This window comes from Pseudoduganella sp. R-32 (assembly GCF_049913245.1).
In the GTDB taxonomy this organism is placed as follows: Bacteria; Pseudomonadota; Gammaproteobacteria; order Burkholderiales; family Burkholderiaceae_D; genus Rugamonas.
This window is the reverse complement of the sequence record NZ_CP183987.1, coordinates 691,837-711,708: the sequence shown is the minus strand read 5'-3', so window position 1 is coordinate 711,708 and position 19,872 is coordinate 691,837. Positions and strand designations below refer to the sequence as shown.

Here is a 19,872-nt window from a genome sequence, read left to right as displayed (position 1 = left end):
AATAGAGCGACCGTTCTAGAAAATTCGCTTGTGTTACACAAGCGGTTTCAATAGAGTAAATGTTATATATTTACTACCAAAATGGAAGCCAATGAGCAAAGGTTCGTTCGCCGAGATGAACTGCCCCATCGCCCAGACCCTGGAGCAGGTCGGCGAATGGTGGACCTTTGTCATTTTGCGCAACGCTTTCTGCGGCATGAGCCGCTTCCAGGATTTCCAGCGCCACCTCGGCATCAGCACCAATATCCTGGCCCGCCGCCTGGGCAAGCTGGTGGAGAACGGCATCCTGCTGCGCCAGCCCAGCGACGAGGACGCCCGCATCGTCCATTACCGCCTGACGCCCAAGGGCCACTCGCTCTATCCCATCCTGGCCGCGATGACCGTGTGGGGCGAGCAATGGGCGCCGCATCCGGACGGGCCGCGCATGACGCTGGTGGAGCGCGAAACCGGGCTGCCCGTGGCCGGCGTGGGCATCCGCGCCGCCGACGGGCGCGACCTGGCGCCGGCGCAGATCGATACGGTGGCCGGCCCCGGCGCCGATGACAAGACGCACGCTTTGATGCGCATGAGAGAGGAGACAAGCAAACAATGAATACCGATAAAGTCTGGCTCAAGTCCTACCCCGATGGCATTCCGGCCTCCATCGATCCCGACCTGTACCGCTCCCTGCCGCACCTGCTGGAGGAGTCCTTCGGCAAGTTCGCCGCGCGCAAGGCCTACGCCTGCATGGACAGCGTCATGAGCTACCGCGAGTGGGACGAGCACTCGCGCAACCTGGCCGCATGGCTGCAGCAGCGCGGACTGGCCAAGGGCGCCCGCGTCGCAGTGATGATGCCCAATGTGCTGCAATATCCGGTCGCAGTGGCGGCCGTCCTGCGCGCCGGCTGCACCGTGGTGAACGTCAATCCGCTGTACACGGCGCGTGAGCTGGAGCACCAGCTGACCGATTCCGGCGCCGAAGCCATCTTCATCCTCGAAAACTTCGCCACCACGCTGGAAAAGGTGCTGCCGCGCACCAGCGTCAAGCACGTGGTGGTGGCCAGCATGGGCGACATGCTGGGCTTTGCCAAGGGCATGCTGGTCAACTTCGTGGTGCACACGTTGAAGAAGATGGTGCCGCTCTTTGATCTGCCGGGCGCCGTGCCGTTCCGTAGAGCCTTGCGCCAGGGCGCACGCGAAGCCCTGCGCCCGATGCAGCTGGGCCACGACGACATCGCCTTCCTCCAATACACGGGCGGCACCACGGGCCTGTCCAAGGGCGCCACCCTGACCCACCGCAACGTGATCGCCAACATGCTGCAGAACGATGCGTGGGCCGGGCCGGCCCTGCTCAATCAAGCCAAGGGCGAACAGGTGGTGACGGTATGTGCGCTGCCGCTGTACCACATCCTGGCGCTGAACGCCTGCATGCTGATGGGCGCGCGCTGGGGCGCGATGAACCTGCTGGTGCCCAATCCGCGCGACATGGCGGGCTTCGTCAAGGAACTGGCCAAGTACCGCGTCAATTTCTTCCCCGGCGTGAACACCCTGTTCAACGCCTTGCTGAACCAGCCCGAGCTGGCGAAGGTCGACTTTTCCGGCCTGCGCATCACCCTGGGCGGCGGCATGGCGGTGCAGCAGGTGGTCAGCGAACGCTGGCTGGCCGCGACCGGCAGCCCGATCCTGGAAGGCTACGGCCTGTCGGAGACCTCGCCGACGGCCACGCTGTGCCGTCCCGACCAGAACGGCTTCAGCGGCACCATCGGCCTGCCGGTGCCGTCGACCGAAGTGGCGATCGTCGACGACGACGGCAATCCCCTGCCCTTCGGCCAGGCCGGCGAAATCGCCATCCGCGGCCCGCAGGTGATGGCCGGCTACTGGAAGCGTCCGGACGAAACCGCCAAGGTCATGACGGCGTCCGGCTACTTCAAGTCGGGCGACATCGGCATCATGGATGAACAGGGCTATGTCCGCATTGTGGACCGCAAGAAGGACATGATCCTGGTCTCCGGCTTCAACGTTTACCCCAATGAAGTGGAAGGCGTGGTGGCCGCCCACCCGCTGGTGCTCGAATGCGCCTGCATCGGCGTACCCGACGCCGGTTCGGGCGAAGCCGTCAAGCTGTTCGTGGTGCGCAAACACCAATCGCTCACCAGCGAACAGCTGATGGACTACTGCAAACAGCAGTTGACCGCTTACAAAAAACCGAAATACATCGAGTTCCGCGACGCCCTGCCCAAGACCAATGTGGGCAAGATCCTGCGCCGCGAGCTGCGCGACGAAAAGGTCGCGGCGTAAGTTTTTGCTGCATTCCCTGTACTGCCCCCGAACATCTCAATAACAGGAGTTAAGTATGGAAGCCAGTATTGCCGCAGTAAGCCAACCTAAAACCAACCCTATCGTGCTCGACGAGAAGCGCAGCAAGACCGTGCGCACGCTGATCAACGCCTCGCACCGCAAGCTGCTGTTCCTCGACCAGGTGGTCGACTGGGAAAAAGGCATCGACTTTTCCAAGCCGCCCAAGGTGGCCGAGTCGAGCTGGATCTACGGCACGCCCTACTGGGATATGCTGACCGAGGAACAGCGCAATGAAGTGCTGTGGCTGGAGACCGGCCGCGACGTGTCCTATTTCATCTGGCTGGAACAGACCCTGCCCGAACTGTACGTCGGCTACGTCAACCAGTACCACGGCGTCCTGAGCGACGACGTGCGCGAATACCTGATGGTGTTCTCGCGCGAAGAGATCGTGCACACGCTGATGTTCCGCCGCTACCTGGACAAGGCCAACCTGCGCCTGTGGAGCCATCCGGAAAACATCCCCAACTACTCCCTGTTCGAGCGCCAGCTGGCCGGCAAGCATCCGGTGTACGGCATCTGCTGGAACCTGCTGATCGAATGGTTCGCGGAGCTGAACTCGATCTTCCAGACCCAGACCGACGGCATCGACCCGCTGACGCGCCAGATGTTCAAGGAACACCACCTGGAAGAAGTGCGCCACATCGCCTTCGCCAAGACCATCTGCGAAAACTACTTCGAGGCGGCGCCCAAGGAGGAGCTGGCAGAGATGTGCGAGTTCTTCCAGAAGGGCTACGGCTTCCTGCTGGACGAATACACCTACATGCCGGAAATCGCCCTGCATGCATCCTTCGACTTCCCGATCAAACCCGGCGACACCGACAAGATCCGCGAGGTGCGCAACTCGCCGAACAACCAGCGCCTCAATGCAGCCCGGTTCCGCGACGTGCGCGAGTGGTGCCTGAAGCACAACATCATCAAGCAGTAAGCCCCATCATCCCCAGGCGGCAGCTTGCATGGCGCAGTGCGCGCCAGGGACAGCTGTCGCCGTTTCAAAAAGAATCTGGAGCAAGCATGATCGATATCATTCCCCACGATTCCGGCATCACGGAATTGCGCATCGCCCGACCGCCGGTCAACCTGATCGACGTGGGCGTGCTGAAAACCCTGCGCCATGCCCTGGCCGAAGCCGAGCGCACAGGCCAGCGCGGCATCATCCTGTCCGGTGCGCCGGGCGTGTTTTCCTCCGGCGTGGACGTGGCCGCCCTGGTCGGCGGCGACTACGAAGCCGTGCGCGAATACTGGCAGCAGGTGTTCCTGCTGGCGTCCGAGATGGCGTTGTCGCGCCAACCGATTTTCGCCGCCATTACCGGCCATTGCATGGCCGCCGGCGCCCTGCTGGCCGTGTTCTGCGACTACCGCGTCATGGCGCAAGGCCCCTGGCAGGTTGGCCTGAACGAAGTGCGCGTCGGCGTGGCGCTGCCGGACTGCTTCCAGGTTGCGGTGCGCCGCGTGGTGGGAGCCCTGCAGGCCGAAAGGCTGCTGGTGTTCGGCCGCATGCTGTCGCCGCAGCAGGCGCTGGAAGTGAACCTGGTCGACGAGCTGGCCGAGCCTTCGCAGGTGGTGGCGCGCACGCGCGAGCGCCTGCAGGAACTGCTGTCGGTGCCGCCGCAAGCCCTGGTCAGCACGCGCGCCATCGCCCGCCGCGACCTGCGCGACGTGTTTGCCGACGTCGATGCGCTGCCGGTCGACGACTTCGTCGACGCCTTCCTGCAGCCGGAAACCCAGCAGGCGCTGCGCTACGTCGCCAGCCGCCTGCGCCAACCCGCCGCGGCTGCCGCGCAATGAACCTGTATTTCCGCCTCATGCTGGTCTGGCTGCGGGCCTGCTTCAAGCCCGCGATCCAGATCGGCGACACGATCGAGATGCAGCTCACCGTGCTGCCCAACGACCTGGACCTGAACGGCCATATGAACAATGGCCGCTACATGACCATCATCGACCTGGCTCTGGTCGAATACATGACGCGCGCCGGCTTCATGGGGCCGGCCCTCAAGCGCGGCTGGCGCCCGATGCTGGGCGGCTCGATGATCGCGTTCCGGCGCGGGCTCAAGCCGTTCCGGCGCTATACCCTGCGCTTCTGCGCCCTGTGCTGGGACGAGCGCTGGACCTATATCCGCTTCGAGTTCGTGCTCGACGGGGACGTGATGGCGGTCGGCCACACCAAGGGCGGCATTGTCGGCCCCTACGGCGTGGTGGGCAGCAATGAAATGTGCGCGGTACTGGGCGTGGATCCGGCCTCGCCGGTCTTCCCGCGCTCGGTCACGGCGTGGATCGAGGCCGATCGCCTGATGCGGGCCTGAACGGGAGAACCCATGGAAGCCATACAAAACATCGCCGTCATCGGCGCCGGCCCGGCAGGGCTGACCGCCGCGGACACCCTGCGCCAGCTGGGCTACAAGAAAGTCACGCTGTTCGAACAGGGCACGCGCGTGGGCGGCAAGGTGTACACCGCGCAGACGCCCGCCGGCCCGGTAGAACTGGGCGCCGTCATCGCCTCCGCCGAGTGCGAACTGGTGCTGGGACTGGCGCAGCGCCTGGGCGTTGCGATCGCGCCCTACCCGGTGGAGCAGCGCTTCCTCGACGAGCATGGGGTGCGGCACGATGCCCCGTCCTTCCTTGCCAGCCGCTACAGCGCGGACGAAATCGGGCAAGCCATCGCCAATTATGGCGCGGCGCTGGAACGCTATGCCATGGTTCGCTACGATACCCTGGCCGGCATGCCGCGCGAGCTGCACCAGCCGTTCGACCGCTTCGCCGCCAGCCACGGCTTCACGCCGGTGGCCGAACTGGCGCGCGGCGCCCTGGTGGGGTTCGGCTACGGCTATTACGAAACCGTGCCGGCCCTGTATTTCATGAAACTGATCCCGTGGCTGTTCCGGCCCGACGGCCAGGGCGGCCTGGCGCCGGGCAAGTTCCACGTCTTCCCGCAGGGCTTCCAGGGCTTGTGGGAAGGACTGGCGCGAGAGCTCGACGTCCGCCTCGGCGCGGCCGTGACAGCGCTCGACAGCCCACCAGGCCGTCCGGTGCAGCTCACCATCAATGGCCGCGACCAGCACAGCTTCGATGCAGTGGTGGTGGCGGCGCCGCTGCACACGGCAGCCAGCTTCCTGCCGGCCGGCAGCGAAGCCGCCGCCCTGCTGGCGCAGTTGCGCAGCAACCGCTACCTGGTCAGCGCCTTTGCCGCCAGCAGCCTGCCGGGTGGGGAATTCCTGTTCCTGCACCAGAACGAACACCCCGAACGCATCGGCCACATGAATGCCTGGGCCAACCGCAATCCTGCCCTGCCGATGTACCTGGGCTGGCAGTTGGCCGGGGACGCCGCCAGCACCGGACAGTTGCGCGAGCTGCTGGCGGCCGATATTGCCGCCCAAGGGGGAAGGTTGGAGCGCGTCGTCCTGCAGCAGGAGTGGGATTACTTCCCTCATGTCGACGGCACCGCCCTGGAAGCCGGTTATTTCGAACGCATCGACGCCTTGCAGGGCCAGTGCCGCATATACTACGCGGGCGGCGCCCTGAACTTCGAGACAGTCGAGCACAGCGCACGGCAGGCGCGAGCCCTGATGCGCCGCCATTTCGGCTGACGGTACAAAGGGCATCCCTTACGGTTTGTGCCTATGGAAAAACGGCGGAGGCGGGGCCTATAATGGCTGGGCGAACCGGCACGCCATTGCCGCCCTCGGAGATACGCATGAAACACCTGATCGTTGCCAGCCTGGCCCTCGCCCTGACCGTGCCTGCCTTTGCCAGCACCACCCACGCCAAGGCCACCGCCACCCACCACAAGACCGCCTCGACCTCCACCAAGCATCACCTGGCGAAGAAGAAAACCTCCGCGCACCATAAGACCGCGAAGGCAACCACTCACCACAAGCACGCATGATTTTCGTCTGGGGCAGGAAGGCGGTCTACACCCACGCCGGCTACGTCGCCGACTTCTGCCCCGTATGCCGGGCAGCCCGTGCGTTCTCCGTGCAGCGCATCGGCATGGCCTGGCACGTGTACTACCTCACCATTTCCAAAGGCGAGCTGGCCGGATATCAGCGCACCTGCTGCGATTGCGGCATGGCGCTGCCCATGGAAGTCGGACACTACACCCAGTTGAGCGCGGAACAGCTGCCGCTGGTGCAGCTGGAACAAACCACCAATCCCCATTTGTCGATCCGCCACGCCGATGCACTGGCCGCTGCTGCGCGCCTGCGCGAAGCGCCCTTGCTGCTTGATGAATCGGAGCGCCGGCGCCAGCTCGATGCGGCGTTGCGCCTGCAGGCCGACGCACTCGACGAGTTCGAAGCGACCACGCGCCTCGACCGCGAAGTGTGGTGGACCATCGGCGGCGCATTCGCGTTTTGCGCCCTGGTGCTTGCCGCGCTGCGACAGCAGGCGCCGGAAAACATGGACACCGGTTTCATCATCGCCTTCTTCCTCAGCCTTGGCGCGGTAGCCTGGCAATTGAGCCAGATGGGAGAACGCTTCCTGCAACGCGGCCTCCTGCCGAAGCTGGCCCGTTCGCTGGCGCCCTTGCAGCCGAGCGCGGCGGAACTCGACGAAGCGTTCGAGCGCATGCGCGAACAAGGCCGCAAGCTGGCCAAGCGCGTCGACAGTGCGCGCGTGCAGCAAGCCATCGCCTCCCTGCGCAACTAAGCCAGCGCCAGCGCGTCCAGCAGCACCTCAAGCTGCTGCAGCCGTGCTTCCATTTCTTCGATTTGCGGCGCGCTGCCGCCCATGCCGTGGAAAGACGTGTTGTGCAGCAGCGCATTGCGAAATTCCGCCAGGCCGCGCGCCTCGCGCAACAGCGCCAGCATGCCTTCACTGGACTGCGGCGATTGTTGCTTCAGGCTGGCCTTGATGCGGTCAAGCCGCTTGCCGAATGTGAGCTTGCGCGTGTCGTCGGTACCGATGCAGCGTGCGCACAGGATGAATACGTGCGCTTCCAGCCGGGAGAACTCATGGATAAAGCTCCCCAGCATCAGCTTCCATTGCTGGTCGGGTGGCAGGTCTGGCCTCATGCCGCTCATTGTACGCTGCGATTTCAGTTGCGCTTACTTTCGATTCATCGTAGTTTACCTTTCGTTTTTCAATAAAATTGAAAGGATATGGAGATGAAACGAAGAATTTCGCTGTTAATCCTTGCGTTTTCCGCCGCCGCGGCCCTGGCGGGCCAGCCTGTTGCCAGCGGGGATGCCGTAGTCGCCCTGGCCGGCAACGGCTTCGTCACCAGCGCCGATGCCGGTTCGACGGAAGTCATCAACAACAACGGCCTGGCCAACTGGACCAGCGCCAATACCGTCACCAGCATCTGGTTCCGCATGGCCGCCGCGGGCAACGCCACCTTGTCGCTGGACGCCGGCCTGACCGGCAGCAAGACCAGCAACATCCGCGTGACCGCCAATGGCACGCCGTTCGACATCACCCTCACCAAGGGCAGGACCAAGACCTACACCGTCGGTACCATCAACGTGCCCGCAGCCGGTTACGTGCGGGTCGACCTGCAAGGCATTAGCAAATCCGGCTCCTACTTCGGTGACGTTGCGGCACTGCGCGTCAACACCAGCACGCCGCTGAACTATGCGAACGACGCAGCCAATTACTACTGGTCGCGCCGCGGGCCATCCGTCCACCTCGGCTACACGGTGCCGGCCAACACCGAGTATTTCTACAATGAGGTGACGGTGCCGGCAGGCGAAGACAAGATCGGCTCCTATTTCATGGCCAACGGATTCAATGGCGGCTACTTCGGCATCCAGGTCAACTCGCCGACTGAACGCCGCGTGCTGTTCTCGATCTGGGATGCCGATAACGGCGCCAAGACCACGCTGGTACACAAGGGCCCGAACGTGGTCGACAACTCGTTTGGCGGAGAAGGCACCGGCGGCCAGTCCTACCTGCTGTACAACTGGATGGCCGGACAGACCTACCGCTTCATCACACGCGTGGTGCCGGACGGCGCGGGCGGTACCGACTTCTCCGCGTGGTTCCATGCGCCCGAAACCAACGCCTGGCGCTTCATCGCCACCTGGAAGCGCCCAGCCACCACGACCTACCATGCCGGCGTGTATTCCTTCCTGGAGAACTTCATCGACACCAACGGCTTCCTTGGCCGCAGCGTACAGTTCAACAATCAGTGGGCGCGCAGTACCGGCGGTAGCTGGACCGAACTGGTGACGGCACGCTTCACTGGCGACGCCACCGCATCCAACGCCCAGCGCATGGATTACGCAGGGGGCTTGCAGAACGGCAGTTTCTACTTGCGTAATGGCGGCTTCTTCAACCCGAACGTGCCGATCAACCAGAACTTCACCCGCCCGGCTACCGGACAGGCGCCAGCAGTGGACGTGAGCACCCTGCCGTAGACATTTTTGTATCCCAGTGTATCTGGCGCCATGCCAGATACACTTCTCACGAGCTCTCGACAAAAGCGATACACACTGCCCCCTTAATCTGGTCACACCTTAACCAAGGAGACCAAGATTATGAAAACCACCTACGCAGGACTGGCAGCCACCCTGGCTATCGCAATGTGCACCTCCGCCGCACACGCCGCAGAACCCAAGAAGGAGATGGAAAAATGCTATGGCGTGGCGAAAGCCGGCCATAACGATTGCGCCGCTGGACCGGGCACTTCGTGTGCAGCAACCTCCAAAGTCGACTACCAGGGCGATGCCTGGGTGCTGGTCGAAAAAGGCACCTGCACCTCCATCAAGACCCCCAAGGGCTACGGCTCGCTGAAGGCGAAGTGATGAAGCGTGCCATTGCATCGGTGATCGCCTTGGCAGCCGGCCTTGCCGGCGCGGCACATGCCGTCGCGCCGGCCGCCCAGCCAACCGCGAAAAACGTTGTGATCGTGCCGGGCGCGTTCATCGACGCTTCCAGCTGGCGCGTGGTGCACGACACCCTGCGTTTGAAAGGCTTCAACGTCACCGTGGCCCAACTGCCCCATACCTCGCTCGACGACGACATTGCCATCGTCCGCAAAGCGATTTTCCAGCAGTTCGGTAACGTGATCGTGGTCGGCAACGGCATTGGCGGCACGGTGATGTCAAATGTCGCCACCGGCGACAAGGTCAAGGCGCTGGTGTATGTCGCGGCCTTGATGCCGGAAGTCGGCGAAACCTCGCAGCAGCTGCTGTCGTCGATACCGGGCGCCGCTGATGGCGTCAAGCCGGACCGCGCCGGCTTCCAGTTCTACGACACTGCACGCTTCCAGTCCGACCTGGCCGCCGACCTGACGCCTAACCGCGTCAACTTCATGGCGGCCTCGCAAGTCCCGGTCAGCAATGTGCTGATGGGAACGCCAAGCTGGTTCGCCACCTGGCACCAGAAGCCGAGCTTCGCCGTCGTCGCCACGCAGGATCGCCTGGTCAACCCGGAACTGCAGCGCTGGATGTACAAGCGTGCCGGCGCCAGGGTCACAGAAATCGCAGCAAGCCATGCAGTACAAATTTCGCAGCCGGAAGCGGTCGCGAAAGTCATCGAAGACGCTGCCCTCAGCGTCCAGTAAGTCCTACTTTAACCAAAGGAGATTCATCATGAGCATCGCTACCAAAACCCGCGCTGGCCTGGCCGGCGCCGCCGCCCTGATCGCACTGGCATCCCTGTCGGCACCATCGTTCGCTGCAGAAAAAGTGAAGGAAGAACCGGGCCGCTGCTACGGCATCAACACCTGCAAGGGCACCAGCTTGTGCGCCACCGCCAAGAACGACTGCAAAGGCCTGAACCAGTGCAAAGGCCAGGGAGTGCTGGTAAAAACCCCGACCGAGTGCAAGGCACTGGGCGGCACCCTGACCGAAGCCAAGTAATCCAAACGGAGGCACACCATGCATGCCCATCGCTTTGGCCTCGGCCTGCGCCGCGAGCACTACCGCGATTTCCTCGAAGGCGACGTCGACGTGGATTTCGTCGAAGTGATCTCGGAGAACTTCATGGTCGCCGGCGGCCAGCCGCGCGATATCCTGCGCCGCGTGAGGGAGAAGCATCCCGTGGTGCTGCATGGTGTGTCGATGTCGCTTGGTTCGGCCGACGGTTTGCGGCCGGACTACCTGGCCCGCCTGTGCGCCCTGGTGGAAGAGATCGAACCGATGTTCGTCTCCGACCACCTGAGCTGGTCGCGCATCGGCCGCTTCAATTCGCACGACCTGCTGCCGCTGCCTTACACGCAGGAGGCGCTCGACATCATCTGCAACAACATCGACCAGGCGCAGGAAGCACTGGGACGCACCATGCTGGTCGAAAATCCTTCGAGCTACCTGACGTATGCCGAATCCAGCATGACGGAATGGGAATTCATTTCCGCCATGGCCAAGCGCACCGGCTGCGGATTGCTGCTGGACGTGAACAACGTCTTCGTCAGTGCCAGCAACCACGGCTTCGATCCGCTCGATTTCCTGCGCGGGGTACCGATGAACCGCGTATGCCAGATCCACCTCGCCGGCCATAGCCAGGGCGACGGCCTGCTGATCGACACCCACGACAGCGCCGTCAACGATGCGGTGTGGTCACTGTACCAGCAGACGATCGCACGCTGCGGCCCTGTGGCCACCATGATCGAGCGCGATGGCGATATCCCGCCGCTGGCCGACCTGCTGGCCGAACTCGATATCGCGCGCCATCTCGCAGCGCACAGGGAGGCAGCATGAACCTCGCCAATCTCCAGGGCGATTTCCACGCCATGCTGGCCTCATCGACGCCCGTTGCAGGCGTGCCGGCCGGCCCTGGCCGCGCGGTCTACCTGAACAACTACCGCGCGCAGCTTGTCGGCTGCCTGGAAGAGAGCTACCCGCAACTGCGCGCCTTCATCGGCGAAGAAGCCTTCCTGCATGCTGCCGCAGCGCACATCAAGCGCCGCCCTCCACACGCCTGGACGCTGGACGCCTACGCCGACGATTTCTGCGACACGCTACAGGCGCTGTTCCCCGACAATCCGGACCTGCACGAACTGGCCTGGATCGAGCATGCCTTGGACCAGGCGTTCATCGGCCCCGATGCCGCGCCTGTCGCTGCCGACGCACTGGCCGAAGTCGACTGGGAGCACGCCAGCCTGACGCTTGCGCCAACACTTCAACTGCGCATTGCCACCACCAACGCCGCCGACTTGTGGTTCGCCCTGCGCGACGGCAGCAGCAACCTGGAAGGCGAAATGCTTCCCGCGCCCGGCGGCCTGCTGGTCTGGCGCCAGGGCTTCGTCTCCTGCCTGCGAGCACTGGACGCCATCGAATTTGCCGCGCTGACGCACCTCCAGCGCGACGGCAGCTTCGCCGGCTTGTGCGCGTTGCTGGTGGAACGCGTCGGCGAAGAACAAGGCATCGCCAGCGCCGGCGCCATGCTGGCCGACTGGCTTGGTAGTGAACTCATTACCGGAGTTGAAAATGAATGAAACCCGCCGCCTGTTCCTGCTATCCGCCCTCACCGGACTGGCAGGGACCGCAAGCCTCGCCTTCGCACCGGCACTCGCCGGCGCCGCGCTGCCCATCCGCAGCGCCACCGAAGTGCTGCGCGCAGTAGCCGCAGCACAGCCTGCACTCAGCTACCACGCCGCCGGCCCTGACGACGGCCGCCCTATCGTGCTCGCCCGCAGCCCGGGCGATTCCATCGACCACTACACCGAAATTGCATCGCTGTTGGCAGCGCAAGGCTACTTCGTTCTGCTGCCGACGCTGCGTGATGCGGATGCCACGGCGCTCGGCCAGGACCTGCTGACCTTCATCGACAGCCTGCACATCCCGGAAGCGGTCTTCATCGGCACCGGTCAGGGAGCCCAGGCAGCGCGCGCCGCCGCCAGCCATCGCCGCACGCGCGTCATCGGCTTAGTGCTGGCGGATGGCGGCACCACGCCAACGCCTGTCCCGGCAATCGGCCTCGCCGCCAGCGCCACCACGCAACAAATCGCCGATGCAGCCATCACACTGGCGCGCCAAGGCAAATGGCGCACCTGATACCTGACAAAACGGAGACCACCATGAACACCAACTTCGCCCGATCCCCAGCCGCCGCAGCCACTTCCACCGGCACCATCGCAGGAGGCATCGCAGCGCTCCACGCACTTGCCGCGCGCCTGCTGCCCCCATCGGTACAGCTGCTCGCGGCCCGCCTCGGCATTGCCGCAGTCTTCTTCCTCTCCGGCCGCACCAAAGTCGAAGGCTGGTTCACGCTGAAGGATTCGACGATCGACCTTTTCCGCTACGAGTACATGCTGCCCCTGATCCCACCGGAGATCGCCGCCCCCATGGCCACCTTCGCCGAACACGCCCTGCCACTGCTGCTGGTCGCCGGCCTGTTCACCCGCTTCGCCGCCCTCGGCCTCCTTGCCATGACCGCCGTCATCGAGATCTTCGTCTATCCACAAGCCTGGCCGACCCACCTGGGCTGGGCCGCCTTACTGCTGCCTCTGATTGCTCAAGGCGGCGGCAAGTTCTCAATCGAACACCTTTTGCAAAAGCGTTCGGCGAAGGAACCTTGAGTCAAATTCGCGTGCGTTAGCTGGGGACGGGAACGGTAACGCTTGACTGACTGATGCCAACGATTGCTGAAAATTCCATCATTTGTTACTATTCAAGCGTAGACAAGCGCAGGATTTGTAGAGGTCGCTTAACGGCGGCAGCCCGAACGGGTGGGAACCTCGAACCTGGGGTCTACTTTACTCAAGGCTCACCAGCTTGGTGAGCCTTTGTTTTTCCGCGTCGTCCCCACACCAGATCTTCAGGCCGTAACCATCGGCTCGACGGTCTTTTCTGTAAATTGTCGGCTTCAATATTTCTAGATACCGACTTTCGACCTCTCCATACTGAGTTTTGTTTACTGCGAAGAACACACTCGATGCCACTGCATCCGCGAGCTGTAGGCCTGCCAATTTGTCGTGATTTACCGCGCGCACGCTGTCGCACGTGATCGCAGGCCAATGAATGTTGATATCTGCACCTGCCCTGGCTTGTTGCGACAGCAGTTCCAAGTAGGATCTCAAGTCGTCATATGACATCGCAGACCGATTCGAGAAAATGAGGTCCGTGTTACAAGCACCTCCGATTGCGTGGTCTCTGCATAACCAACTAACACGTTCTAGTAGCAGCCTGGTGCTGTAGCGGTAAAGCTTATGCGCCTCTTGCTGAAAGTTCTCCGGATTGTTAATTGAAGGCTTATGAACAAGTATACTTACAGTTCGCACGGGTAGTGTTCCCAATAGGCGCACGTAAGGCACTCGCTGCTCGTGTTTCAGTTCACGGAAATGCAGTACGAATTTATCCGGCTTGCCGAGCAGCTGCCTGACATCCTTCGCAGCCTTCACTAATTGCAAATCGTTCGATTTTCGTACAATAGTCGCAGATAGAACGAACCAGCGCGAGCTACCACGTTCGCCCTCCAGAAACTTGAAACCTTCATCTCCCGCTTCATCGATATAGGCGACGAAATCTGCAGCCATCACTCTTCCTCGATTATTGTCAAGAAGTCAGATAATTATAGAGGTGCACTTTACGGGGGTTTTGATTTGCAGCATTGGCTGCACAACAACCACGCAGGCGCAAATAGAAAAAGCCCAGCCGGTGAGGGCTGGGCTTTTGGAATGCTGGTGCCGGCTGCAGGACTCGAACCCGCCACCTGATGATTACAAATCAACTGCTCTACCTGATGAGCTAAGCCGGCTGTAAAACTTCCGCCGCGATTATACGCTATTTAATGCGAGTCAGGGTTGGACGGCCACCTTTCTTTGGTGGCTCGCCGCCATCGTCCGGTCCATTATCGTCTTCGCTGCGCGGCGCAGGGGCGCTTGGCACGGAAGACAGGGTCGGCGCTGGCGCAACTTCTTCGACCGCTGCAGGCATTTTCGGTGCTGGCGCCTGGCCCAGCAGCGGTTCAAACGCCATGCCCTGGCCGTTTTCGTTGGCGTAGATCGCCATCACGTTATTGACCGGCACGTAGATCTCGCGCGACACGCCGCCGAAGCGGGCGTGGAAGTGGATCGCGTCGTTGTCCATCTTCAGGCCGGAGGTGGCGCCGAAGCTGATGTTCAGGACGATTTCGCCCTTCCTGACGTATTCCATCGGGACCTGGGTTGCTGCGTCGACCTTGACTGCCAGGTAGGGGGTATAGCCGCAATCGGTGCACCATTCGTAGATGGCGCGCAGCATATAGGGCTTGGTGGAGATTTCTGCCATGTTCAAACTATAAGTTGCGGCGCGCTCCATGGGCGCGCCGCAGGGGCCGCAATTAGCGACGCATTACTTTCTCGGACGGAGTCAGCGCTTCGATGTAGGCAGGGCGCGAGAAGATACGCTCGGCGTACTTCATCAGCGGCGCTGCGGTCTTCGACAGCTCGATGCCGTAGTGGTCCAGGCGCCACAGCAGCGGAGCCACGGCCACGTCCAGCATGGAGAACTCGTCGCCCAGCATGTACTTGTTCTTCAGGAACAGCGGAGCCAGGGTGGTCAGGCGGTCGCGGATTTCTGCGCGGGCCTTGTCGTGGCTCTTGTCGCTCGCCTTGTTGCGCTCGCTTTCCAGCGTGTGCACGTGAACGAACAGTTCCTTCTCGAAGTTGAACAGCATCAGGCGGGCACGGGCGCGCATCAGCGGGTCTGCCGGCATCAGCTGCGGGTGTGGGAAGCGCTCGTCGATGTACTCATTGATGATGTTCGATTCGTACAAAATCAATTCGCGCTCGACCAGGATCGGTACCTGGCCATACGGGTTCATGGTCGAAATATCTTCCGGCTTGTTGAACAGGTCAACATCGCGCACTTCAAAGTCCATGCCCTTTTCGAACAGGACCAGGCGGCAGCGCTGGGAGAATGGGCAGGTAGTGCCCGAATAGAGAACCATCATTTTCCTAGTTCCTTAGAAACAAAGGGGGCGAGACCGCGAACGGTTCACCCCAGTTGGGCCGCCTGACGTATCAGGCGGCGCAAACACGCGCCGGAAATCCGGCGCACGCAATTATTTGACTTCTTTCCAGTACGACGCGTTGAGGCGCCATGCCAGGGTAGCGAAGATAGTCATGAAGATCAGGACCCATACGCCCAGTTGCTTGCGCTTCTGGGCGGCCGGCTCGGCCATCCACTCCATGTAGCCAACGATGTCGGCCACGGCGGTGTCGTATTCCAGCTTGCTCATGCTGCCCTTCGTGACTTGCTCGAAGCCCACGAACTTGTGCATCTTCTTGCCGTGCTCGTGTGGATCTTCCACTTCTTCGAACTTGGCGGACTGAACGCCCTGCAGCTCCCACAGCACGTGTGGCATGGCCGCATTCGGCAGCACCATGTTGTTGAAGCCGGTTGGGCGGGTGTCGTCCTTGTAGAAGGTACGCAGGTAGGTGTACAGGTAATCGCTGCCGGTGTTCGACGGCGTTGCCTTGGCGCGGGCGATCACGGACAGGTCAGGCGGCACGGTGCCGAACCAGACTTTGGCGTCCTTGGCCGGCATGGCGGTGGTCATCATTTCGCCCACTTTTTCGCCGGTGAACAGCAGGTTGTTCTTGATCTGCTCTTCGGTCAGGCCCAGGTCGCGCAGGCGGTTGAAGCGCATGGACGACGCATTGTGGCAGTTCAGGCAGTAATTCACGAACAGCTTGGCGCCGTTTTGCAGGGCGGCCATGTTGTGCGAGCGGTCCGGGGCCTTTTCCAGGGGGAAGCCGCCTTCGTTGGCGAAGGCCAGCGCTGGTACCAGGGCCAGGAGGGCCAGCAGTTTCTTCGAAAAGATCATTTATTAGTCCTTTGCTTAGCGTTCTGGTCGTCCGATTAGTGCGCGTGGAACACAACGCGGTCCGGCACCTTCTTGAACGTACCCATCGCGCTCCACCACGGCATCAGCAGGAAGAAGCTGAAGTAGTACAGGGTCGCAATCTGAGCGATGATCGTGCCGACTGGGCTTGGCGGCTGGGTGCCCAGGTAGCCCAGGGCTACGAAGGCGATGGCCAGGCCGGCGTACACATATTTGTGCCAGTCAGGACGGTAACGAATCGATTTCACCGGCGAATGGTCCAGCCATGGCAGGAAGGCCAGGATCACCACCGAACCGCCGAAGAACACCACGCCCCAGAACTTCGCATCCAGTGCACCTGGCAGCATGCCGACGATCATCAGCAGCGCGATCACACTGACGGCGATCTTGACCATGCCCGACAGCTTGGACTTCATCCACAGGAAGGCGGTGTAGGCAGCGATGCCCACCATCAGCACCCACAGGAAGTCCGAGGTGGTGGCGCGCAGCACCGAGTAGAAGGCGGTGAAGTACCAGGTCGGAGCAATGTGCGGCGGGGTCTTCATCGAATCGCCCGGCAGGAAGTTGTTGTACTCCAGGAAGTAGCCGCCCATCTCAGGCGCGAAGAACACCACAGCCGAGAAGATGGTCAGGAACACGGACACGCCGAACAGGTCGTGCACGGTGTAGTACGGGTGCGATGGGATCGAATCGACTGGGTGGCCGTCCGGGCCCAGGTTTTCTTTCACTTCGATGCCGTCCGGGTTGGACGAGCCGACTTCGTGCAGTGCGATCAGGTGCGCAGCCACCAGGCCCAGCAGGACCAGCGGAATCGCGATCACGTGGAAGGCGAAGAAGCGGTTCAGGGTCGCGTCGGACACCACGTAGTCACCGCGAATCCACAGCGACAGGTCAGGGCCGATCAGCGGAATCGCGCCGAACAGGTTGACGATCACCTGGGCGCCCCAGTACGACATCTGGCCCCATGGCAGCAGGTAGCCGAAGAACGCTTCGGCCATCAGGCACAGGAAGATGGCGAAACCGAACAGCCAGATCAGTTCACGTGGCTTGCGGTAGGAACCGTACATCAGGCCGCGGGTCATGTGCAGGTACACGATGATGAAGAAGGCCGAGGCGCCGGTCGAGTGCATATAACGCACCAGCCAGCCCCATGGAACTTCGCGCATGATGTATTCAACCGATGCGAAGGCCAGGCCGGCGTCCGGCTTGTAGTGCATGGTCAGGAAGATGCCGGTGACGATCTGCAGCACCAGGACCAGCATGGCCAGGGAACCGAAGATGTACCAGAAGTTGAAGTTTTTCGGGGCGTAGTATTTGCCCCACTGGTCGTTCCACAGCTTGGTGGCAGGGAAGCGGTCGTCGACCCAGCCCATCAGCTTCTTGGCTGCAGGTGCGTCGGCAGGGAATTTGGTTTCCTTGAATGCGGCCATGGATTATGCCTCGCCTTTCTCGTCTTTACCGATGATCAGCTTGTTGTCGCCCAGGTACATATGGCGCGGCACTTGCAGGTTGTCCGGAGCAGGCTTGTTCTTGAATACACGGCCAGCCAGGTCGAAGGTCGAGCCGTGGCATGGGCACAGGAAGCCGCCGAGCCAGTTATCCGGCAGCGAAGGCTGTGCGCCTGGGGTGAATTTCGACGATGGGGAGCAGCCCAGGTGGGAGCAGATGCCCACGGCCACCAGGATTTCCGGCTTAATCGAGCGATGCGGATTGCGGGCGTATTCCGGCGTCAGGTCGTCGGGGGTACGCTCGGATTTTGGATCGGCCAGTTCAGCTTCATCTTTCGCCAGCGTTGCCACCATTTCGGGGGTACGCTTGAGGATCCAGACTGGCTTGCCGCGCCATTCGACCGTTTTCATTTCGCCCGGCTGCAGCGTAGAGATGTCCACTTCCACCGGTGCACCAGCTGCCTTCGCGCGCTCGGACGGCTGGAACGTGCTTACCAGGGCGCCAGTTGCACCCAAACCGACCACACCACCTGCCGCACACGTTGCGACGAGGAGACCGCGACGGCTCGAATCGACCTGCTTCTCGTTACTCATACAAACCCCAATCAGTCAAAAATCCAAAATCTTTATTGTTAACAAAGCTTCTAGCAACCTTAAATTATAAAGGAGTGATGTTGCGATTTAAAGCAAAACCTTGCAATTAGCTAATCCATCCCAATGTTGCGCCTCTTGCGTGTTCCATGAATTTGCAGCAAAGTTGATACAAATCCATAAATTTTTGGAAGGAATATGTTATGGGAACGATGCAAGAATTTAAAGAATTTGTAATGAAAGGCAATGTCATCGACCTGGCGGTCGGTGTCATCATCGGCGCCGCCTTCGGCAAAATCGTCGATTCCCTGGTAACCGACGTCATCATGCCTCCGATCGGGATGCTGTTGGGCGGCCTCGATTTCGCGAACTATTACATTCCTCTCAACGGACAGGCGCACAACTTGGCCCTGGCTGAAGCGAAAAAACTGGGCGCTGTGATCGCCTACGGCAATTTCTTCACCATCCTGCTGAACTTCATCATCCTGGCCTTCGTGATCTTCCAGATGGTACGCCTGGTCGCCAAGCTGCGCCGCGCCGAAGCGCCGGCTGCCGCACCGGCAGAACCTGCACCACCTTCAGAAGATATCGTGCTGCTGCGCGAAATTCGCGATTCTTTGCGAAAATAGGAGTTAACTCCCATTTTGTAGCAATACCGCCATGCGAAGACTCTGGTTATTGTTTGCACAAACGGTGACCATCGCATTGGCACTGTACTTTGTATACACGGCCGTGCAGCGGCCGGCCGTGCTCCCCAAGCCCGTGCCGACTGCCGCGCACACGGCAATCCTGGCCGACGCCAGCGCCCCGCCTTCTCCGGGATCGTACCGGGCCGCTGCCAGCCGCGCCATGCCGGCCGTGGTCAATATCCTGACTACCAAGGCGGTGCGCAAGCGCCATCCGCTGTCGCGCGATCCCTTCTTCAAGCGCTTCTTCGGCGACCGCGACGAGGAGGATGACCAGAACAGCCTTGGTTCCGGCGTCATCGTCAGCCCGCAGGGCTATATCCTGACCAACTACCACGTGGTGGAAGCGGCCGACGAGATCCAGGTGGTGCTGCCGGACGGCCGCAAGGCTGCCGCCAAGATGGTGGGCACCGACCCGGAAACCGACCTGGCCGTGGTGCGCATCGAGTTGGACAAGCTGCCGGTGGTCGCGCTGGGCCAGGTGGAACAGGCCAAGGTGGGCGACGTGGTGCTGGCCATCGGCAATCCATTCGGGGTCGGCCAGACCGTCACCATGGGCATCATCTCGGCCCTGGGCCGCAACAACCTGCACATCAATCACTTCGAAAACTTCATCCAGACCGACGCCGCCATCAACTTCGGCAATTCCGGCGGCGCCCTGATCGATACCCAGGGCAACCTGCTGGGGATTAACTCGGCCATTTACTCCCAGACCGGGGGTTCGGTCGGCATCGGCTTCGCGATCCCGGTCAGCACGGCACGTTCGGTGCTCGATGCCATCATCAAGGATGGCCACGTGGTGCGCGGCTGGATCGGCGTCGAATCGCAGGAAATCACGCCGGAACTGGCGCACAGCTTCGGCCTGGCGCGCGATTCGGGCGCCATCATCGCCGGCGTGGTACGCAACGGACCGGCCGACAAGGCCGGCATGAAGCCGGGCGACATCCTGCTGTCGGTGGACGGTAAGCCGGTCAAGGACACCAATGAAATGCTGAACCTGATCGCCCAGCTCGCGCCGGGCGGCCAGTCGACCATGCGCATCCTGCGCAAGAGCCGCGAAAGCGATCTCCAACTCACCGTGGGCAAACGCCCCCCAGCCAAAAAATAAT

The 19,872-nt window shown here is 61.9% G+C and carries 25 protein-coding genes and 1 tRNA gene; 18 read left to right on the top strand and 8 right to left on the bottom strand.

The genetic code is table 11. The annotated features are described in order from the left end of the window. The first annotated feature begins 91 nt into the window (after positions 1-91). The 8 genes from ACN9MU_RS03350 to ACN9MU_RS03315 all read left to right on the top strand — a co-directional run bounded on the left by ACN9MU_RS03350 (position 92) and on the right by ACN9MU_RS03315 (position 6,978). Positions 92-592, top strand: a complete 501-nt coding sequence (locus ACN9MU_RS03350; RefSeq protein ID WP_426167488.1) for a winged helix-turn-helix transcriptional regulator — start codon at positions 92-94, stop codon at positions 590-592. Continuing rightward, positions 589-2,277 (top strand): long-chain-fatty-acid--CoA ligase, encoded by a 1,689-nt coding sequence (locus ACN9MU_RS03345; RefSeq protein ID WP_426344158.1) that lies wholly within the window; start codon positions 589-591, stop codon positions 2,275-2,277. Before ACN9MU_RS03350 ends, ACN9MU_RS03345 begins: the two co-directional genes overlap by 4 nt. Positions 2,278-2,332: 55 nt before the next feature. Then, positions 2,333-3,262 (top strand): diiron oxygenase, encoded by a 930-nt coding sequence (locus ACN9MU_RS03340; RefSeq protein WP_426320504.1) that lies wholly within the window; start codon positions 2,333-2,335, stop codon positions 3,260-3,262. An 86-nt stretch (positions 3,263-3,348) separates the two neighbouring features. Next, the gene (locus ACN9MU_RS03335; RefSeq protein WP_426167482.1) at positions 3,349-4,122 is read left to right on the top strand and encodes an enoyl-CoA hydratase/isomerase family protein; all 774 of its coding nucleotides are present in this window, start codon (positions 3,349-3,351) and stop codon (positions 4,120-4,122) included. Beyond that, positions 4,119-4,637 carry a thioesterase family protein gene (locus ACN9MU_RS03330; protein ID WP_426167480.1) on the top strand — a complete coding sequence of 173 codons (519 nt, stop codon included), beginning with the start codon at positions 4,119-4,121 and terminating at the stop codon, positions 4,635-4,637. The genes ACN9MU_RS03335 and ACN9MU_RS03330 overlap by 4 nt, the downstream gene beginning before the upstream one ends. 12 nt (positions 4,638-4,649) lie before the next feature. Continuing rightward, positions 4,650-5,918, top strand: a complete 1,269-nt coding sequence (locus ACN9MU_RS03325; RefSeq protein WP_426344157.1) for an FAD-dependent oxidoreductase — start codon at positions 4,650-4,652, stop codon at positions 5,916-5,918. A 107-nt stretch (positions 5,919-6,025) separates the two neighbouring features. Beyond that, positions 6,026-6,217 (top strand): hypothetical protein, encoded by a 192-nt coding sequence (locus ACN9MU_RS03320; protein WP_426167476.1) that lies wholly within the window; start codon positions 6,026-6,028, stop codon positions 6,215-6,217. After that, complete coding sequence (locus tag ACN9MU_RS03315; protein ID WP_426344156.1) at positions 6,214-6,978, top strand: hypothetical protein; 765 nt, start codon at positions 6,214-6,216, stop codon at positions 6,976-6,978. The genes ACN9MU_RS03320 and ACN9MU_RS03315 overlap by 4 nt, the downstream gene beginning before the upstream one ends. On the opposite strand, the gene ACN9MU_RS03310 is transcribed toward ACN9MU_RS03315, so the two are convergent. After that, positions 6,975-7,343 (bottom strand): hypothetical protein, encoded by a 369-nt coding sequence (locus ACN9MU_RS03310; protein WP_426344155.1) that lies wholly within the window; start codon positions 7,341-7,343, stop codon positions 6,975-6,977. The two genes, ACN9MU_RS03315 and ACN9MU_RS03310, sit on opposite strands and share 4 nt — an antisense overlap. 93 nt (positions 7,344-7,436) lie before the next feature. Between ACN9MU_RS03310 and ACN9MU_RS03305 the strand changes: the two genes are divergently transcribed. The 8 genes from ACN9MU_RS03305 to ACN9MU_RS03270 all read left to right on the top strand — a co-directional run bounded on the left by ACN9MU_RS03305 (position 7,437) and on the right by ACN9MU_RS03270 (position 12,790). Beyond that, positions 7,437-8,687 carry a DUF3472 domain-containing protein gene (locus tag ACN9MU_RS03305; RefSeq protein WP_426344154.1) on the top strand — a complete coding sequence of 417 codons (1,251 nt, stop codon included), beginning with the start codon at positions 7,437-7,439 and terminating at the stop codon, positions 8,685-8,687. 120 nt (positions 8,688-8,807) lie between these two features. Next, positions 8,808-9,074, top strand: a complete 267-nt coding sequence (locus tag ACN9MU_RS03300) for a DUF2282 domain-containing protein (protein ID WP_426344153.1) — start codon at positions 8,808-8,810, stop codon at positions 9,072-9,074. Further along, entirely contained in the window at positions 9,074-9,835 is a 762-nt protein-coding gene (locus tag ACN9MU_RS03295; protein ID WP_426344152.1) for an alpha/beta fold hydrolase, read from the top strand. The genes ACN9MU_RS03300 and ACN9MU_RS03295 overlap by 1 nt, the downstream gene beginning before the upstream one ends. Positions 9,836-9,863: 28 nt before the next feature. Beyond that, complete coding sequence (locus ACN9MU_RS03290) at positions 9,864-10,133, top strand: hypothetical protein (protein WP_426167466.1); 270 nt, start codon at positions 9,864-9,866, stop codon at positions 10,131-10,133. An 18-nt stretch (positions 10,134-10,151) separates the two neighbouring features. Continuing rightward, entirely contained in the window at positions 10,152-10,970 is an 819-nt protein-coding gene (locus ACN9MU_RS03285; RefSeq protein WP_426167464.1) for a DUF692 domain-containing protein, read from the top strand. After that, positions 10,967-11,707, top strand: coding sequence for a putative DNA-binding domain-containing protein (locus ACN9MU_RS03280; RefSeq protein ID WP_426167462.1), 741 nt, complete (start codon positions 10,967-10,969; stop codon positions 11,705-11,707). Before ACN9MU_RS03285 ends, ACN9MU_RS03280 begins: the two co-directional genes overlap by 4 nt. Then, a complete protein-coding gene (locus tag ACN9MU_RS03275) occupies positions 11,700-12,266 on the top strand; it encodes a hypothetical protein (protein WP_426167460.1) in 567 nt (188 codons plus the stop codon). Before ACN9MU_RS03280 ends, ACN9MU_RS03275 begins: the two co-directional genes overlap by 8 nt. 23 nt (positions 12,267-12,289) lie before the next feature. Then, positions 12,290-12,790, top strand: coding sequence for a DoxX family protein (locus tag ACN9MU_RS03270; RefSeq protein WP_426344151.1), 501 nt, complete (start codon positions 12,290-12,292; stop codon positions 12,788-12,790). A 177-nt stretch (positions 12,791-12,967) separates the two neighbouring features. On the opposite strand, the gene ACN9MU_RS03265 is transcribed toward ACN9MU_RS03270, so the two are convergent. The 7 genes from ACN9MU_RS03265 to petA all read right to left on the bottom strand — a co-directional run bounded on the left by ACN9MU_RS03265 (position 12,968) and on the right by petA (position 18,080). Continuing rightward, entirely contained in the window at positions 12,968-13,747 is a 780-nt protein-coding gene (locus tag ACN9MU_RS03265; RefSeq protein ID WP_426167456.1) for a DUF3800 domain-containing protein, read from the bottom strand. 145 nt (positions 13,748-13,892) lie between these two features. Next, a tRNA-Thr gene (locus tag ACN9MU_RS03260) sits at positions 13,893-13,968 on the bottom strand. Positions 13,969-13,994: 26 nt separating this feature from the next. Then, on the bottom strand, positions 13,995-14,480 hold the full coding sequence (locus ACN9MU_RS03255) for a ClpXP protease specificity-enhancing factor (protein ID WP_426167434.1): 486 nt from the start codon (positions 14,478-14,480) through the stop codon (positions 13,995-13,997). A 52-nt stretch (positions 14,481-14,532) separates the two neighbouring features. Beyond that, complete coding sequence (locus ACN9MU_RS03250) at positions 14,533-15,144, bottom strand: glutathione S-transferase N-terminal domain-containing protein (protein WP_057266034.1); 612 nt, start codon at positions 15,142-15,144, stop codon at positions 14,533-14,535. Positions 15,145-15,255: 111 nt separating this feature from the next. Continuing rightward, complete coding sequence (locus tag ACN9MU_RS03245) at positions 15,256-16,020, bottom strand: cytochrome c1 (protein WP_426167431.1); 765 nt, start codon at positions 16,018-16,020, stop codon at positions 15,256-15,258. Positions 16,021-16,055: 35 nt separating this feature from the next. Continuing rightward, positions 16,056-17,468 carry a cytochrome b gene (locus ACN9MU_RS03240; RefSeq protein WP_426167429.1) on the bottom strand — a complete coding sequence of 471 codons (1,413 nt, stop codon included), beginning with the start codon at positions 17,466-17,468 and terminating at the stop codon, positions 16,056-16,058. 3 nt (positions 17,469-17,471) lie between these two features. After that, on the bottom strand, positions 17,472-18,080 hold the full coding sequence (gene petA, locus ACN9MU_RS03235) for a ubiquinol-cytochrome c reductase iron-sulfur subunit (RefSeq protein WP_426167427.1): 609 nt from the start codon (positions 18,078-18,080) through the stop codon (positions 17,472-17,474). 200 nt (positions 18,081-18,280) lie between these two features. On the opposite strand from petA, the gene mscL reads away from it, so the two are divergent. Beyond that, on the top strand, positions 18,281-18,706 hold the full coding sequence (mscL, locus tag ACN9MU_RS03230) for a large conductance mechanosensitive channel protein MscL (protein WP_426344150.1): 426 nt from the start codon (positions 18,281-18,283) through the stop codon (positions 18,704-18,706). Positions 18,707-18,737: 31 nt separating this feature from the next. After that, a complete protein-coding gene (locus tag ACN9MU_RS03225; RefSeq protein ID WP_426167423.1) occupies positions 18,738-19,871 on the top strand; it encodes a Do family serine endopeptidase in 1,134 nt (377 codons plus the stop codon). Position 19,872 lies beyond the last annotated feature (1 nt).